Source organism: Listeria grayi DSM 20601 (assembly GCF_000148995.1).
Classification (GTDB): Bacteria; Bacillota; Bacilli; order Lactobacillales; family Listeriaceae; genus Listeria; species Listeria grayi.
Genome location: NZ_GL538352.1, coordinates 452862 through 469929 on the forward strand (window position 1 = coordinate 452862; position 17068 = coordinate 469929).

The 17068-nt window shown below is 41.4% G+C and carries 19 protein-coding genes and 2 pseudogenes; 17 read left to right on the forward strand and 4 right to left on the reverse strand.

All coding sequences use genetic code 11. The features are described 5' to 3' along the window. The first annotated feature begins 86 nt into the window (after positions 1–86). From HMPREF0556_RS02415 to HMPREF0556_RS12985, 10 genes are all read left to right on the forward strand, one after another. The gene (locus HMPREF0556_RS02415) at positions 87–1232 is read left to right on the forward strand and encodes a CDP-glycerol glycerophosphotransferase family protein (RefSeq protein ID WP_003755133.1); all 1146 of its coding nucleotides are present in this window, start codon (positions 87–89) and stop codon (positions 1230–1232) included. Position 1233: 1 nt separating this feature from the next. Then, positions 1234–1617 carry a glycerol-3-phosphate cytidylyltransferase gene (gene tagD / locus HMPREF0556_RS02420; RefSeq protein WP_003755136.1) on the forward strand — a complete coding sequence of 128 codons (384 nt, stop codon included), beginning with the start codon at positions 1234–1236 and terminating at the stop codon, positions 1615–1617. Positions 1618–1635: 18 nt separating this feature from the next. Beyond that, entirely contained in the window at positions 1636–2619 is a 984-nt protein-coding gene (locus HMPREF0556_RS02425; protein ID WP_003755138.1) for a glycosyltransferase family 2 protein, read from the forward strand. Between the two features lie 11 nt (positions 2620–2630). After that, positions 2631–3641 (forward strand): glycosyltransferase family 2 protein, encoded by a 1011-nt coding sequence (locus HMPREF0556_RS02430; RefSeq protein ID WP_003755140.1) that lies wholly within the window; start codon positions 2631–2633, stop codon positions 3639–3641. Positions 3642–3743: 102 nt separating this feature from the next. Continuing rightward, a complete protein-coding gene (locus HMPREF0556_RS02435) occupies positions 3744–5234 on the forward strand; it encodes a nicotinate phosphoribosyltransferase (RefSeq protein WP_003755142.1) in 1491 nt (496 codons plus the stop codon). Positions 5235–5253: 19 nt separating this feature from the next. Then, positions 5254–6078 (forward strand): ammonia-dependent NAD(+) synthetase, encoded by an 825-nt coding sequence (gene nadE / locus HMPREF0556_RS02440; protein ID WP_003755143.1) that lies wholly within the window; start codon positions 5254–5256, stop codon positions 6076–6078. 9 nt (positions 6079–6087) lie between these two features. Next, positions 6088–6396 carry a putative quinol monooxygenase gene (locus tag HMPREF0556_RS02445; protein ID WP_003755144.1) on the forward strand — a complete coding sequence of 103 codons (309 nt, stop codon included), beginning with the start codon at positions 6088–6090 and terminating at the stop codon, positions 6394–6396. A 143-nt stretch (positions 6397–6539) separates the two neighbouring features. Continuing rightward, positions 6540–8096: a glutamine-hydrolyzing GMP synthase gene (gene guaA, locus HMPREF0556_RS02450; RefSeq protein WP_139028069.1), complete on the forward strand. Its 1557-nt coding sequence runs from the start codon at positions 6540–6542 to the stop codon at positions 8094–8096. Between the two features lie 150 nt (positions 8097–8246). Beyond that, positions 8247–8459: a hypothetical protein gene (locus tag HMPREF0556_RS12980; RefSeq protein WP_003755149.1), complete on the forward strand. Its 213-nt coding sequence runs from the start codon at positions 8247–8249 to the stop codon at positions 8457–8459. 83 nt (positions 8460–8542) lie between these two features. Next, positions 8543–8863 carry a tyrosine-type recombinase/integrase gene (locus HMPREF0556_RS12985; RefSeq protein WP_003755151.1) on the forward strand — a complete coding sequence of 107 codons (321 nt, stop codon included), beginning with the start codon at positions 8543–8545 and terminating at the stop codon, positions 8861–8863. 234 nt (positions 8864–9097) lie between these two features. On the opposite strand, the gene HMPREF0556_RS02460 is transcribed toward HMPREF0556_RS12985, so the two are convergent. Both HMPREF0556_RS02460 and HMPREF0556_RS02465 read right to left on the reverse strand, forming a co-directional pair. After that, the gene (locus tag HMPREF0556_RS02460; RefSeq protein ID WP_003755153.1) at positions 9098–9574 is read right to left on the reverse strand and encodes a hypothetical protein; all 477 of its coding nucleotides are present in this window, start codon (positions 9572–9574) and stop codon (positions 9098–9100) included. 575 nt (positions 9575–10149) lie between these two features. Further along, positions 10150–10785, reverse strand: coding sequence for a DNA alkylation repair protein (locus HMPREF0556_RS02465; protein ID WP_003755156.1), 636 nt, complete (start codon positions 10783–10785; stop codon positions 10150–10152). A 193-nt stretch (positions 10786–10978) separates the two neighbouring features. Between HMPREF0556_RS02465 and HMPREF0556_RS13545 the strand changes: the two are divergent. Together HMPREF0556_RS13545 and msrA are read left to right on the forward strand one after the other, a co-directional pair. After that, positions 10979–11206, forward strand: a pseudogene (locus HMPREF0556_RS13545) (bacteriocin immunity family protein); the annotation flags it as partial. Next, positions 11204–11818: a peptide-methionine (S)-S-oxide reductase MsrA gene (gene msrA, locus HMPREF0556_RS13550; protein ID WP_370446884.1), complete on the forward strand. Its 615-nt coding sequence runs from the start codon at positions 11204–11206 to the stop codon at positions 11816–11818. The pseudogene HMPREF0556_RS13545 and the gene msrA, both read left to right, overlap by 3 nt. 61 nt (positions 11819–11879) lie before the next feature. On the opposite strand, the gene HMPREF0556_RS02475 is transcribed toward msrA, so the two are convergent. Further along, positions 11880–12689 (reverse strand): Cof-type HAD-IIB family hydrolase, encoded by an 810-nt coding sequence (locus tag HMPREF0556_RS02475; RefSeq protein WP_003755161.1) that lies wholly within the window; start codon positions 12687–12689, stop codon positions 11880–11882. A 79-nt stretch (positions 12690–12768) separates the two neighbouring features. On the opposite strand from HMPREF0556_RS02475, the gene HMPREF0556_RS02480 reads away from it, so the two are divergent. The 5 genes and pseudogenes from HMPREF0556_RS02480 to HMPREF0556_RS02500 all read left to right on the forward strand — a co-directional run bounded on the left by HMPREF0556_RS02480 (position 12769) and on the right by HMPREF0556_RS02500 (position 16244). Then, positions 12769–13716 (forward strand): LacI family DNA-binding transcriptional regulator, encoded by a 948-nt coding sequence (locus HMPREF0556_RS02480; RefSeq protein ID WP_040486403.1) that lies wholly within the window; start codon positions 12769–12771, stop codon positions 13714–13716. A 137-nt stretch (positions 13717–13853) separates the two neighbouring features. After that, a complete protein-coding gene (locus tag HMPREF0556_RS02485; RefSeq protein WP_003755166.1) occupies positions 13854–14216 on the forward strand; it encodes an iron chaperone in 363 nt (120 codons plus the stop codon). A gap of 6 nt (positions 14217–14222) precedes the next feature. Next, positions 14223–14788 (forward strand): annotated as a pseudogene (locus HMPREF0556_RS02490) (LOG family protein). 87 nt (positions 14789–14875) lie between these two features. Further along, entirely contained in the window at positions 14876–15700 is an 825-nt protein-coding gene (locus HMPREF0556_RS02495; protein ID WP_050776977.1) for a DUF817 domain-containing protein, read from the forward strand. Further along, positions 15636–16244, forward strand: coding sequence for an SMI1/KNR4 family protein (locus HMPREF0556_RS02500; protein WP_003755172.1), 609 nt, complete (start codon positions 15636–15638; stop codon positions 16242–16244). The genes HMPREF0556_RS02495 and HMPREF0556_RS02500 overlap by 65 nt, the downstream gene beginning before the upstream one ends. Positions 16245–16275: 31 nt before the next feature. On the opposite strand, the gene HMPREF0556_RS02505 is transcribed toward HMPREF0556_RS02500, so the two are convergent. Further along, on the reverse strand, positions 16276–17037 hold the full coding sequence (locus HMPREF0556_RS02505; RefSeq protein WP_003755173.1) for a class I SAM-dependent methyltransferase: 762 nt from the start codon (positions 17035–17037) through the stop codon (positions 16276–16278). Positions 17038–17068: the final 31 nt, after the last annotated feature.

Below are 17068 nucleotides of genomic sequence, written 5' to 3' on the forward strand. Positions count from 1 at the left end.
CTTTTTATAAATCTCAGTTAAGCAGGGTTTGTTTACTTATCTGAGATTTATTTTGGCTTAATTCAAAAAAGAGAGGAAATAAAAAAGTGAAAAACATTGCGATCCAATTATATCTCCTTTGCTTAAAAATAGTATCCGTATGTTTTCACCTTTTGCCGCTCAAAAAGCGTATTTTCCTAGTAGCAACATTTCCAGAGAATGCTAAGGCTGTTTTAAAAGAAGCGAGCAAGCAGAATAAAGAAGTCATCTGTATGTATGATCCACGGCTGGAGGCAAGTGATTTTGCTGGAGCCGTAGTCAGCAAACAAAATAATTTGAAAAATAAATGGCATCTATTATATTATTTAAATACAAGCGCGGTCGTGCTTATCGACAATTATCTCCCTGAACTTGCTGCAGTTGATTTTAAGACGGAAGCAGTTTGTATCCAACTTTGGCATGCAAATGGCGCCTTGAAGCAATTTGGCTGGGAAGATAAGCTGGCGCAAACACGTCCGGATAAGGATAAAGCACGTTTCCAAAAAGTGTATGCACGTTTTGAGCGCGTCGTTGTCAGTTCAGATGAAATGGCAGCCATTTTTAAGCGCAGTTTCTTAATGAAAGAAGAACAAATGCTTAAAATCGGGATGCCGCGGACGGATAAATTCTTTGATGCTACACTTCAAGCGGAAGAACGTCGCTATTGGCGGGAAAAGTGGAACCTAGCAGACGAAAAAGTGATTCTATATGCACCGACTTTTCGCGATGACAGTTTGGAAAAAGCAGAGCTGGCATTGGATATCAAACAGTTGGAAGCTACATTTGGGGAAACGCACCGTCTTATTCTGAAACTCCATCCTTCGATTCAGACAGAACTTACTATTGCTGAAGATCCGTTTTTGATCCCCGTTCCAAAACAAACTTCGATCGAATCGATTCTTGCTGCAACGGATATGCTTATAACCGATTATTCTTCGATTCCATTTGAATATGCCCTTTACAAAAAGCCGATGTACTTTTTTGCATATGATCTGGCGAGCTATCAGAGTGAGCGGGGGTTGATTTCTGGTTATGAAACGATCGTTCCAGGAGAAATCGTCCAAACGACGGCCGATTTGGTTCGTGCGATGCAACGGACTCCAGACTTGGAAAAAGTGGAGCAGTTTGCGAAAAAATGGAATAAATATGCAGACGGCAATGCAACGCAGCGCCTGCTTGCTTTTACGGAGGCATATTTAAGAAAGGAAGACTAAAATGAAAAAAGTAATCACATATGGAACTTTTGACTTACTACATTGGGGACACATCAACTTGTTGAAAAGGGCAAAAGCTTTGGGGGATTATTTGGTCGTTGGTCTTTCCACAGACGAATTTAATGCAAAAAAACATAAAGAAGCGTATCATAACTATGAAAACCGCAAATTGATTTTAGAAGCGATCCGTTATGTCGATGAAGTAATACCGGAAACGGATTGGGAGCAAAAAGCAACGGATATCGAGAAGTACGATATCTCCGTCTTAGTTATGGGAGACGATTGGGAAGGGGAATTCGATGCTTTGCGGGCTTATTGCGAAGTAGTCTATTTACCAAGAACCAAAGGGATTTCAACATCGCAAATCAAAAACACAAAATTTTGACTTAAAGGAGCAGGACGTTTGAAACCTTTAGTGAGCATCATTATTCCCATTTACAATATGGAAAAATATTTAAAGCGCTGCCTTGATTCCGTCTTGGCGCAAACTTACAGCCATACTGAGATCCTATTGATCGATGACGGTTCGACCGATGACTCAAAGCAGATCGCCATGGCTTATCAAGATCCCCGCATCCAGTATTTCTATAAAGAAAATGGCGGTCAAGCTTCGGCACGCAATTTTGGACTTGATAAAATGAACGGCAAATATGTGATCATGGTGGATAGTGATGATTATCTCCATCCGGAATTGATTACACGCTGCTTGGAAGAAGTCGAACAGACGGAAGCAGACCTCGTGATCTTCACGTCTTACAACGTCAATCAAGCTGGCGATCAGCAGTATATCCCCAGAAGCCGCGGCGAGCTGATTCTGGATGCCGGCAGTGTTCCGTGGAATAAGTTTTACTTGGCTACGCTTTGGGAGAACTGCCGCTTCCCAGATGGCTTCTGGTATGAAGATCTTGGGATCGTGCCGGTTGTCTGTCTGAAAGCAAAACTGCCGGTGGTGATCAGCGATGCTCTTTATTATTATCAAGTCGATCGTGAAGATTCCCAGTCCAATATCCAAGATCCGCAGAAGTTTTTAGATGTGGCAAAAATGCTCGCTAATGTCGAGGCGGAACTCGAAAAATGGGGACTGCTGGAACAAAATAGAACGGCATTGACCTATTTATATATCGAACATTTGATTTATCGCTTAGTTCTGCGTAAAGTAATCTATGTACCAGATAAAACAGTACGACGGCAATTATTAAAACAAATCAACCAGTTATGCAAGCAAAAAATCCCGGATTGGCGGAGCTATCACTATCAAGCTGGTGGAAAAGTAACCGCTGCTTTGAAAAGAACAGCGATTTTCTGCTATTTACACGGTTGGATCCGCTTAGGGGATCTGATTTGGAAGAAGCCATTTGCGATTGCTAGTAAAAGAACCGGTTTTTAAGGAGGATAAAAATGCTTCGATTATCTGTCATCATTCCCGCATATAACGTATCTGAATATATTGAAGCGTGTCTATACTCTGTTATTCAGCAAACCTATCAAGCACTGGAGATCATTGTCATAAACGACGGTTCAACCGATGATACATTAGAAAAAATCACTCAAGTAGCAGCGGAGCATCCACAGATCCAAGTCTACTCACATGAGAATATCGGTTTATCAGCCACTCGAAATAAAGGTGTGGCACTCGCTAGCGGTGAATACATCACTTTTGTCGACAGTGATGACGTCCTAGACGCTCGGATGTATGAAAAAATGGTTGGTTCTTTATACGAAGCACCAGCTGATATCGTCACGATCGGTGTAGATCGCCTAGCAGAAGATCAAACGTATACATCGGTGTTACATAAACGCTTTATGAAAGAAACGATCTATAATACATCGATTTTTGAATCGACCAGATTATTGTATGATACGACTTCTTGGAATAAGATCTACCGTAAGTCGTTCTGGGAAAAAGAACAACTCGAATTCCCCGAAGGCTACTTATTTGAGGATATCCCTGTTGTGATGAAAGCTTACTTAGCGACGGAACAAGTAAACTTGATTGCCGAAGTCGGCTATTTGTGGCGTTCAAGAACGAGCGGCAATAAGTCGATCACGCAGCAGAAAAATTCGCTCAAAATGACAAAAGATCGCTTGCACGCGCTACACTTAGTAGACAGTTATTTTGCGGAGAAAAATGTCGGAGAAACATTACAATATAAAAAAGAACTTAAATTTTTGAAGATCGACCTGTTTTCGATGATGGAATGGGCCTTTCTTTCCAAAACGTATTACAAGGAGATCCAGCCGCTGATCAAAGCATATGTCGAAGCGCATATCCACACAGATGCGATGCAAGGTCTTTCCAAAATCAAACAGCAATTTTACCGCTATTTATTGGCAGATAATTATCCTTTATTTGTTTGGACGAGCTGGCGTTATGCCGCCAAAAAAATATTCAAGAAAATCAAAAACTAAGCAGATAAACGTCTCGCGGGCTTTTTCGTTTCCCGTGAGGCGTTTTTATGCTATCATATTGTATTATAAAGCTGGAAGATTCCAGAAGAATGGAGCAAAAACATGAAACATTTGCACAAAGATGACAGTTTAGCATTACATACAGATCTATATCAATTAAATATGATGAAAGCATATTTTGAAGATGGCATCCATGAACATAAAACGGTTTTTGAAGTGTTTTTTAGAAATATGCCCTTTGATTCTGGTTTTGTGGTATTTGCAGGTTTGGAGAGAGTTATCGATTACATTGAAAATCTGCGGTTCACACCAGAAGATATTGCATATGTCCAAGAAGAATTGGGCTTTGACGGGGCCTTTTTAGAATACTTGAAGAATTTCCGTTTCCGGGGAACGATCCGGGCAGCACGTGAAGGCGAATTTGTTTTCAAAACGGAACCGATCATTCAAGTCGAAGCAAGTCTAGGTGAAGCGCAATTAATTGAGACAGCTATTTTAAACATTGTGAATTTCCAAACGTTGATCGCTACGAAAGCAGCACGGATCCGCAGTGTGGTAGAAGACGAATCACTTGCAGAATTCGGTACTAGACGTGCGCAGGAAATGGATGCGGCAATCTGGGGAACACGCGCTGCATATATCGGCGGCTGTGATTCGACCAGTAATGTTCGTGCCGGAAAGATTTTCGGTATTCCAATCTCCGGAACGATGGCTCATGCAATGGTGCAGGCTTACCGTGATGAATACACGGCTTTTAAAAGCTATGCTCGGACGCATAAGAATTCGATTTTCTTGGTAGATACCTATGATACACTCAAATCAGGCGTGCCGAATGCGATCAAAGTAGCCAAGGAAATGGGCGATGCGATCAATTTCATCGGTATCCGCTTGGACAGTGGGGACATGGCCTTTCTTTCTAAAAAAGCACGACAAATGCTGGATGAAGCAGGATTTCCAGATGCCAAGATTTTTGCTTCCAGTGATCTGGATGAACACACGATCCTTTCATTAAAAGCGCAAAAAGCGAAGATCGATGCTTGGGGCGTCGGCACGAAATTGATTACCGCTTATGATCAGCCGGCATTAGGTGCTGTTTATAAAATGGCGGCGATCGCAGATGAAAATGGCGTATGGCAGGATTCGATCAAACTGTCCAGCAATACGGAAAAAGTATCGACACCGGGCAAAAAGAAAGTATACCGGATCATTACGAATGAAACGGGATTGAAAGCAGAGGGGGACTACATTGCGTTGGATGACGAAGCATTAGATACTTCGAAGCCGCTGACGATGTTCCACCCGGTCCATACCTATATCACGAAAACAGTGACGAACTATCAAGCAAAAGAATTATTAGTTTCCATTTTTGAAAATGGGGAATTAGTTTACAAGAAGCCTTCCTTAGAAGCAATCAAGGCGTATAAAGAAGAAAATCTGGCATTACTATGGGATGAGTACAAACGTACGATCCGGCCAGAACAATATCCAGTGGATCTAAGTGTCAAATGCTGGAAAAATAAAATGCAGAATATCGAAGCGGTTCGTAAAAGCGTCCAAGCGCATTCACCTGTAGATTTAGAAATGCCGTTTTAAGTTTAGGGAGGAATCGAGAATGAGTTTACAAGAAAAAATTATTGCGGAAATGCACGCCATTCCGGAAATAGAACCGGAAGTAGAGATCCGCAAAAGCGTAGATTTTTTGAAAAGCTATTTGAAAACATATCCGTTCATGAAAAGCCTTGTTTTGGGAATCTCCGGCGGACAAGATTCTACACTTACAGGAAAGATAGCACAAACAGCGATCGCTGAACTTCGCGAGGAGACAGGCGATTTGAGCTATCAATTTATTGCTGTTCGTCTGCCGAACGGAACACAGATCGATGAAGAAGACTGCCAAGATGCGATCGAATTTATCGGTCCGGACCAAGTGATCACCGTTAATATCAAAGCCGCTGTGGATGCAAGTGAAAAAGCCTTGCAAGACGCCGGCATCGTTTTATCTGATTTTGCAAAAGGTAATGAAAAAGCAAGGGAACGAATGAAAGTCCAATATTCGATCGCTGCCATGAATAATGGAGCTGTAGTCGGAACAGACCATGCTGCCGAAGCAATCACTGGCTTCTTCACAAAATATGGCGATGGCGGGACTGACATCAATCCGATTTTCCGCTTGACCAAACGTCAAGGCAAACAACTATTGAAAGCACTAGGGTGCCCGGAACATTTATACTTGAAGCAGCCAACAGCAGATTTAGAAGACGACCGCCCAGCTTTACCGGATGAAGTAGCGCTCGGCGTGACATACGATGATATCGATGACTATTTAGAAGGCAAACAATTGCCAAAAGAAACAGTAGCCGTGATTGAAAACTGGTACTTAAAAACCCAACATAAACGTCATTTACCGATCACGATATTCGACGATTTCTGGAAATGAGGGATAAAAATGGACGCTGTGTTTGGATTACTAACAAATTTTCACACCAAACCTGAAGATCAAGAAAAACTAGCAGAAATACTGCTGAGAGCGGCGGAGGCACTAGAAGACTATCAAACCTGTCTGCAGTATCAAGTCATCCTAAACGCTAATGACCGCGAAGTAGTCAGTGTACTAGAAGTGTGGACAGATAAGGGGCATCATGAAGCTTCTTTGGAAAATCCTGCAACAGTAGAAGCCATTAATGAAGCCAGACCACTTATCCTTTCCATAGAAAGACAAAAAGAATTTGATTTTATTGGTGGAAAAGGAATCTAAATATCGTAATTGAGGTTGCAAGTTTCGCTTATAAAAGTTAAAATGAGAATAATTGAAAAAGGACAGACGGCGATTTGTCCTTTTTTTATAAGCATTTTAACAAGCCGTATTACTTGCGGCTTCATTTTATAGATAAGGTGGGTATAATAGGAATTATGAATGATTTTACAGATCAAGAAAAAATTATCGTACTAGACTTTGGTAGCCAGTACAATCAATTGATCACACGCAGGATCAGAGAATTTGGCGTGTACAGCGAATTACATCCACATACGATCACCGTAGAAGAAATGAAGGCACTCAATCCGACCGGGATCATTTTCTCAGGAGGCCCGAACAGTGTTTATGACGAAGGAGCTTTCCGTTGTGATGAAGGCCTCTTTGAAATGGGTATCCCGATTCTAGGGATCTGTTATGGCATGCAGCTGATGACACAGCATTTCCAAGGAAAAGTAGAAAAAGCGAAAGATCGTGAATATGGGAAAGCAAGTGTCCACGTAGAACAACCCAATCATTTATTTGCGACATTGCCGACTGATCAAGTCGTTTGGATGAGCCACGGCGATCTAGTTGTCGAAGCACCGGCAGATTTCGACGTTATTTTAACAAGCAAATCTTGCCCGATCGCAGGGATCGCTAACGAAGAACGCCATCTCTACGGCGTGCAGTTCCACCCAGAAGTGCGCCATTCCGAATTCGGGAATGAATTGCTCAAAAACTTTGCCATCACGATCTGTGGCTGCAAAGGCGACTGGACAATGGAAAACTTTATCGAAGTCGAAGTCGAAAAGATCCGTGAAAAAGTCGGCGACAAAAAAGTCTTGCTGGCACTTTCCGGCGGCGTAGATTCTTCCGTAGTCGGAGTCCTTATCCACCAAGCGATCGGCGACCAGCTGACCTGTATTTTCGTGGATCACGGCTTGCTACGCAAAGGCGAAGCAGACCAAGTTATGGAAACCCTACAAGGCGAATTCAACATGAACATCATCAAAGTCGACGCCAAAGATCGTTTCTTGAATAAACTAGCAGGCGTATCCGATCCAGAACAAAAACGTAAGATCATCGGTAACGAGTTTATCTATGTATTCGATGATGAAGCCAGCAAATTAGACGGCGTTGAATTCCTTGCACAAGGAACGCTATACACCGATATTATCGAAAGCGGCACAGCAACCGCCCAAACCATCAAGAGCCATCACAACGTCGGCGGCCTTCCTGAAGACATGCAGTTCGAACTGATCGAACCACTGAACACACTATTCAAAGACGAAGTACGCGCCCTAGGAACAGAACTAGGCATGCCAGATGCGATCGTTTGGCGCCAACCATTCCCAGGACCAGGCCTAGGCATCCGCGTATTAGGCGAGATCACCGAAGAAAAACTAGAAATCGTTCGCGATTCTGACTTGATCCTCCGCGAAGAAATCAAAGAAGCAGGACTCGAACGCGAGATCTGGCAATATTTCACCGCCCTTCCAAACATCCGCAGCGTCGGCGTCATGGGCGACGGCCGGACCTATGATCATACCGTTGTACTCCGCGCGGTAACAAGCATTGATGGCATGACAGCAGACTGGGCACGGATCCCGTGGGATGTGCTTGAGAAGATCTCCGTGCGGATCGTGAACGAGGTTTCGCATGTGAACCGGGTTGTTTATGATATTACGAGTAAGCCGCCTGCGACGGTGGAGTGGGAGTAGCTTTTAGCGATATAGTGCTTTAGGAGCTGGTATTGTATGGCTTGTAGCAGATTGGTATAGAATGCTATCTGCTACATACTACTACTGTTGCTTGAAGAGCATCTATTATTATTTTCGCCTTCAATTTATTACAAATTGGAGGTTATTTTTATGGGATTAGAAGAATTATTAAAGGAACACTTGTTGAACATGCGTATTTTAGCTCGAGCAGAGAATACGAAGTTTAGCCATAATTTTTATATGAGAAGGCTATTGACGTATTTAAAGATCGAATTCAACCTTACAAAAGTAGCAGACGTGAGAAGTATTCATATAAAAAATATATTGCATATTTACAAGATCAAGGTCGTGAGGCAAACATAAGGATTAGTAAAAATATTGCAATCTTTAAAGTATTCTTTAAGTATGCCGTAGAAGAGGAAATAATAAAAGAGTTAGCCGACCTTATGCGCCATATTAAAAATTTAAAAGTTGAAAAGACAGTTATCGGAACTTTTACGGACAAAGAAGTAAGTGCGAGGATAAATGCGATTACAGGGAGCACATATAGTAATATACGTGACAAAATGATTTTACTTCTACTACTTGATTGTGGCGTTCGAGTGACAGAATTAATATCGATTAAGAATGCCGATGTGAACGATAATAACATTTTAATTCATGGCAAAGGCAGTAAAGAGCGCGTAATATACATTAGAGCAAGGCTAAAAAACACCTCACTCACATTGCAGACTATTTTTTGCTTAGCCAAACAGCTGAGAAAGTAGACAGAAGCCGCAAGGACCATTGCTGGCGTCCGCTCGAAGGTGCGTGTCAGCCTTCATACATGCCATCTTTGCGCAAGCACAGTTGCGGAACGGGCATGACGTGTATTCCTTAAGTCGTCTAAACGGGTTCTTTTTTATTTTTTTACGGACGACATTTTGAAGAATGCTATTGATGCAATAATGGGAGCTAAGGCTACTAAAATACCTATAAATAATGTCATACTAGATTCCTCCTTATTTGCGGTTTACACATTTTACATTTATAATAGTGCCTCTCATAGACATTATATGTTGTTGCGAAACTTTATTGATGAAATTGAAAGAATATGTTTTTTTCTTATTTATAGAGCCATATCTTTTTAATGCAGCACGTTTGAAATTTCCTTGACCAATCTTATATAATTCAGAACCTTTTCTTGGTTGTCCATATACGGGTATCATATAGGCGCCCTTACTGTTATCCCAGTAAGGTTTTAGATTACCGCCTCCACCACCATCAGTTTGATTGGATCGAACTGATATAGTAGGTTTCTCTATTTTTAAATCATCCTTAACTAGAAAATTATCAAATTTAAAATCATCAAAATTTTCTGCCACTTTGGCTTCATTGTTTTCTGGTTCTGGCATGCTCGTAGCTGATGCTACAGAAGGGGTTAAAATGCTACCTAAAGCTAACAAAAGTGTTAATGCTGATGCTAAAATTCTCTTCATGTGGGTTCCTCTTTTCTATAGATGTGTTATTACATTTTCAATGTTAGCATAAACTTGCAGAAAAGTCTGTGAACATTTTGTGACAATTTTCAGAAAAATAAAAAAATCATCAGAAAATACTTGACAAAGAAATTCGACATATTGAATTAAATAATTACGTTTGTCTACCGGTACACTGGCTAGCAGTCAAGTTAAAATACTCCGCCACTAGTTTGATTTTCGACAAACTGGGATCAACTTCGCGCAATGCCTAGCTTTCATCCTGCTTTTAGTGAATCCTATAGGCTTATTTGGTAGTAGCTTGCTACTATTATTAGGCTTTCAAAATTAAAACATCAAAGGGAAATAACAGTAATAAAAAAATTCGCAAAGTAGGGATTAGTAAAAAAGTTATTAATCTTTGTTGGAGAAAATCTAAAGCTACAACAGTCATTATCGATTAAAATTCTGCAATAGAACTAGGAATTATATTTTTGCCTAGTTTTGAATCGTCATGAATAGCATATGAAAATCTCGGCTACAGTTTTTTTACTCACAAAACAAACTTCTACTAAAAACAATCACTCCTACATACGCTATTTCCCCCCAACCCAATCCCCTAACTTCCCATTCTTCAAAATCAACTTCTGCACCTGCCGCTCCTCCTTACTATCCCCCCAATCTTCCAATTCCGCCACAATCACTTCCGGATACTTCTTACTAATATCCCGCAGTGCATTCCCGCAAGATTTCCGCACATAGTCGCTCTCATCGCATCGAAGGGATGCTAGCAATTGAACCGCTATTTCCGGATGATTCTTAAAATAAGGCCTATTAGTCCATATCCGTAGCCCCTCAGAAACGGCTCTTCTTGTATTAGGGCAGGAAGAATGAAGCCATTCTTTGATCGTAGGTAGTGCTTTTTCATAACCGATGGCTTTACAATATGTATCAAAAGCCATTGCTAATATTTCTTGAACTCGCCAGTTAGTATCTTTAGACACAATGTTTTTCATAAAAGCAAATATCGTTTTATTTTTTACAGCCAGTTTGCCAAATAAAAAAACAGCAACCATTCTAATCTGATACGTTTCGGATTGATAGAAGTCGGATGCTGTTTTTTCTAGTTGTTCTTCTGGATACGTTTCTGCCAATCTGTTAGCAAAGTTCTCCATTGGTTTAAAGCCATTGGGGACTGCGGCAATGATTTGTAGTTCTTCTTCGATATTCATTTGCTCACTCCTATAAAAACGCTTTTTGAATTTCTTAAATAAAAGGCTCTTTCTAGTTCAGTTTATCACATTATGCAAGGTTTGTTCAGTTCTACTAAATCTGTTCAAGCACTTCATCCCAGCAAAACCGCCTGACTCTGCTATAATACACTTACAGACACCAATTACTGAAATTATGCCTGAAACCACAAGGATGATCCAATTGAAAACGAACCAAACTGAAATTCTCAACCAGCTTTATAATCTTATCCTAAATCTGGGAACGCGTGATTGGGAGCGCTCTTTGCTTATGAAAGCCAAATCAGGTATCGAAAGTGGTGCTAGCTTTGACGCGCAGCTGGCGAAATTGGAAGCTGATTTGCGGCCACTGGCGCTCAGAAATAATCTCACTCCTGATGTGACGGATTTTTACTTAAAAATGACGGATGATTCGGCTGCGAGTGAATCGTTTGATGTAACCAAACATAATCAGGGAACGCTTCCTTATCAAGAACGTGCGATTTTTGCGGGTGGCTGTTTCTGGTGTATGGTCGAACCGTTTGAAACAAAAGAAGGTATTCTTTCTGTGTTATCGGGCTATACAGGAGGGCATGTGGAGAACCCGACGTATGAACAGGTAAGTGGTGGTTATACGGGACATGTGGAAGCTGTGGAAGTGATTTTTGACACGCGAGTCCTGTCTTATCAAGAACTTGTCGAGCTTTATTGGTTGCTGACGGATCCGACAGATTCCATGGGGCAGATGGCTGACCGTGGAAGCAATTATCGACCTGTCATTTTTGTGGAAAACGAAGTGCAGCGACAAATCGCAGAGGACTCCAAGCAAGCTTTGGCAGCGTCTGGCAAGTATAAGCGTCCGATCGTAACAGCTATCGAACCAGCTTCTACTTTTTGGCCGGCTGAAAATTTTCATCAGGAATTTTATAAGAAAAATCCGAAAAGGTATAAGAAGATCAAACGTGCTCGGCAGCAGTTTTTAGCTTTTCAGCGGTTGCAGGGCAGGGTGCGCAAGTGGAGAGGAAAGACGCAGTAAGTGCGATCTCACAAAAAACAAAAGTCCAGGGTAAGGGGACTTTTGTTTTTTTATATACTAGTTATGCTTCCTTTAAGATCCGTTCGATCTCATCCAAAATCGCCTCAGTATTATTCGAACCGATTACCATTTTAGCAGCTTGTTTCACTTGCTCCTGTGCATTCTCCATGGCAAAACTATACGCCGTATTCTTGATCATCTCCAAATCATTTCCGCTGTCTCCAAATGTTGCTATCTCCGAATCCTGAATACCCCATTCTTTCCCAACCAGCGTCAAGCCGCGGTGCTTATGCACGCCTGGGATAATCAAATCGATATCGCCATGTCCACTGGAAACAGGGACCAACGTGTTTCCTAATGCATGTTTAAGCGTTTCTAAATGCTGCTTTGCTTCATGTGCTTCAAAGGTCAACGCAAATTTGAAAATATCATCGTTTTCTTGTTGGATCTCGAATAAATTGTCGATTTTTTTGATTTGGGGATAATAAAAGGATACTTTCTTGAAATTTTCTGCTGGCATATTTTTGGAAACGTAAGCACTGTTTTGACCACATAGAACTAAATTGACTGGATCTAGCGATTCTAACAGGATCAATGTTGCGAGAATCGTTTCTGATTCTATTTTGGCATGATAAAAGGATTCGTCTCCCATCACGATATTTGCACCATTTTCGGAGACAAATGTGATATATTGATAAATATCAGGAAAGAACGAGCGAAGTTGGAAATATTGGTTCCCGCTCGCTACTACGAAACGAATCTCTTTTTCTTGAAGCTTAGAAAATAAGTTGTAAAATCTTTTGACATTATACGTTTTTTGGTCATTTAAAAACGTTCCGTCCATATCGACTGCTATCATTTTGATTTTCATGGGTTTGACCACCTTTCCAATCGATTGTAACGTCTGGAACGCGTTTCATGTCAATAAAATAGTTTGGAGATGGTGTAATTTGGTTAATATTCACGATATTGCGGCGATGAGTGGTGTGTCGAAATCAACTGTTTCAAGGGTGATCAATAATAAAAAGCATGTTTCCGCTGAGATCCGTGCCAAGGTGCAGGCTGCTATTGAGCAGACGGGGTATCATGCGAATGGAAATGCGGTCAAGCTGAGCAGTGGGAAAAATTTCACCTTAGGGGTGACATTGCCTTACAATAATGCATGTTATGATGATCTGATCAACAGTATTCTTTATCACACAAAGGAGCGGGGCTATCAGGTACTGCTGCTCCCGACTTATTACGAGGAAGATACAGAACAAGCATATTATGCATTACTGGAACAAAAAATGATCGATGGGTTGATTTTGACTTCGCGTTCCGGCAATAATTTGGATTGGGAAGATTTGAAGAAGAAGGGCCGGATCGTATCCGCCGAAAAAATAGCAGCCGGTGGCCTCTCGATGATTTATCCAGATAGGAAAAGGGTCTATGAAGATTTATTTTCAAGACTTAGGCAAGCGGGCAATACGAACGTGGTTTTCACAGTGAAGCGTGGCCCACGGCTCAGTACTAGCGCAAAAGATAAAATCGATAGCTTTGAAAAATATTATGGTGCTGCAGTTTTAGGACGCGATTATTATACGGAGATCGAAGGCTATAAGGATGGCGCTAAGTGGGCGACTGCGACCTTTGAAAATAAGACGGTCCCTGAAGTGATCTATGCTAATGGAGACGATACTGCTGCGGGAATTATTTCAGGTTTGAATAAACTTGGATTTGTCCATAAAACAGATTATCAGATCATTGGAGAAGGAAATGCGGCTTATAGTGAGTTGCTGGCTTTCTCGACAATTGATTTTTTACCGGCAGAAATAGGAAAAGACGTGGTCGATTTTATTTTGTCAGAAGAAAAAAGGATTACGATCTCTAAAAATCCGGTTATTATTTGGAGGTGAATGCTACCAACTTGAATCGACGTCAGTCAAATAAGGCGATCTATTTTAGCCGAAATCAAATAGATATTACTTCTCCCGTTTGAAAAATTCAAGTATAATTCAATCAACACATAGCAAAAGGATTGGAGCGATGAAAGTTGGAAAAAGCAAAAAGTGTAGATGCTTATCTTGACGCGGCTACTGAACCAGCCCGATTGATTATGCAAGAACTGCGCGATACTATCCAAACGACTATCCCAAACAGCGAAGAACAGATCAAATATAATGTACCCTTTTACAATTATCATAGGGAATTCGTTGGTTTTTCCGTCCATAAAAAGCATGTCAGCTTTGGTTTTGGTGCGGATGTACTTTCCGATGAAGCACGAATGAAGCTGGAAGAAGCAGGCTATAAGCTTGGAAAAGGAACGCTGCAAATTCGATTTGATCAACATGTACCAAAGGAAGCGGTCAAACAGATTTTACGAAAGAAAGCAGAAAGTATAGAAGAAAGAAGGTAAAACACCATGCACGTTGCTATTTATTGCGGGGCAAGTGCCGGAAATGATCCGGTGTATAAAGAATGCGCGGTCAAGATCGGGAAGTGGTTAGGCGAAAAAGGACATACACTTGTTTATGGTGGTGGCCGTACAGGACTGATGGGCGAGGTGGCTCAAGCAACTTTGGAAAGCGGCGGGAAGGCGATCGGCGTCATGCCTGCCTTCTTGAAAGAACGTGAATTAGCATATGATGGGCTGACAGAGCTTCATATCGTGGATACCATGGATGAACGTAAAAAAATGATGATGGATATGGCTGCGTGTTATGTTGCTTTACCAGGTGGCCCCGGCACGCTGGAAGAAATAACGGAAGTGATCTCTTGGGCCGGTTAGGACAACATCAGAATCCCTGTGTTTTCTTTAATGAAAAAGGATACTATGATGGCGTCAAGCATTTCTATCAGCAAATGGTCACAGAAGGATTTTTAACACAAGTAGATTTCGAGAAAATATTATTTACAAATTCTACCGAAGAAATTGAAGCATTCAAGCGGAATTATCTCCCGCCCGTCATTCGAACCTATACCAAATAAAGCATTAAGATTTTTCCAAGAAGTTTAATTTTGGCAGCAATGCGTGTTATTTATGCTATATTTGGTGATATGCGAGGTGGATACAACATGAAATATTTGGTAGCTTTTACCTATAAACAAATCAGCTGTTGCTTGTTCCCTGTACTGCTGTTTGCTTCTTTGGCGGTGACGAAAGTTGTTCATGTGCCGGGCGTCTATCGGTATGATCTCCTGCTTTATATCGCGATCTTGATCCAAATTATTTTAATCAAGACGGGGTATGAATCTTGGGAAGAGGTACGGATTATTTTCTTATTTCACATTGTCGGGCTTGGGCTTGAGATATTCAAGATCCATATCGGTGCTTGGAGCTATCCGGAAGCGGGGATTTGGAAGGCTTGGGATGTGCCGTTATATAGCGGTTTTATGTATTCGAGTGTCGGGAGTTATATTTATCGGGCATGGAAGGTACTTCAGCTGGAATTTGAGAATTGGCCGAATAAATGGGTAACAGGATTACTTTGTCTAGCGATTTATGGGAACTTTTTTACGCATCACTACATGTGGGATATTCGCTATTTACTGATTTTTTGGATCCTATTTTTATTTCGGAGAACAAATGTCCATTTTGGATTACTTGAAAAGCGGTTTTACATGAATGCAAGTGTAGCATTTCTCTTGATCGGGATATGCATGTGGATCGCGGAAAATATTGCCAGTTTTTTTGGTGCTTGGATCTATCCGAACCAAGAAGCAGGCTGGCATCTCGTTCATTTAGGCAAGATCTCCAGTTGGTCGTTATTGATTATTTTGAGTATCTCACTGGTCTATTATGCACGAAATGCAAAAGCTAGAGGAGGAAATCAGTATGAACGAGGCACAAGTTTATTTACAGGGATTAAAAAAATTTTTGCCAAGCGCAGTATGGACTGAATTACAGGTAGCAAACGGCGCACCGCCTGAAGAGTTAGCATGGCTTCGCGAGGCGTATCCTGCTGTTCCAGAACTATTAGTGCGAATGCTAAGCGAAATAAATGGCACTTATCATCAAAAATACGGAACAGAAACGATCGCGATCCCAATATTAGGGTCGGATCTAGACGCCTATCCCTACTATTTAAAATCAGCCGAACAGATCGTCGCAGATAAAAGCCTATCTTATCATCAAGAAACGATTGCTCAGCGCTATGCGGAATGGATCGGGGATGATGAGATCATTCAAGTAGACGAGAAGATCCGCTTGGATGTCCCAATGGGCGAATGGCTATGTTTTTCCGACTGTATCAATAACGGCGGGACTTCAAGTTTATATCTGGATTTTTCACCGACCGAAGCAGGAAAACAAGGGCAAGTAATTCGCTATCTACATGATCCAGACAGCTTTAAAGTGATCGCGCCTGATTTTGGTAGTTATTTGGAGATGATTCGAGGCGGGTCGTATGCTTTTACGGAAATTTTTGAAGAGGATTGGGAGTAAAAAAAGCTTTCTCAGCGTGAGAAAGCTTTTTTTATTTATCTAGTGTTCCTAGATAAACAACGGTTTGATTTGCTAAGCATAATTTCCCGCTTGTTTCGTGGCGCCGAAAGAGCTTGATCAAGGCATCTACAAACGCGGGGTAACTGGAATCATTTTCTGTTGGGGCATAAGAAGCGGAGAGATTACGTCCGATAAAGGTTTCCAATGAATAAAAGAGGGGATTATCAAACTGTAGGACTTTATAATTTTCGTGACCGAAGAAAGTATGAATCTTCGCACTATCATCACCAATTCCATTACTTAAACCTTGATACCCAGGGCAATGCGCTTTATTGAGTTGCTCCAATTCCTGAATGATCGGATCTTTCTGATCACGCCTATTCCAAATCAAATGAACGGTACCAGCAGGTTTCAAAATACGGCGGCACTCTGCTTGAAAAGCAAGTGCGTCGAACCAGTGAAAGGCTTGGGCAGTAGTGATCAAGTCGATCGTAGCAGCTGGGATATGAGTATTTTCTGCCGTGCCGCTTTGGAATATAAAGTTTGCGAAACGTCGCAGATCTGTTTGGAGAACGCCGGCCATTTCTTCATTTGGTTCTACGGCGGTAACTTGAAAATCATTATTCAGCAGTTGGGCTGTCAAAATGCCAGTTCCAGCACCGATGTCAGCAATTTGTGCCATGGGAGCATATTCTTTTTGAAGGAAATCAAGATAGGATTTCGCATAAGAAGGACAGTATAACGCATAATTATGCGCTTTGTTTGTAAATTTACTGTAGTCATTGGACATCATTATCACAGCTTTCTATTAGATTTCACAAGCG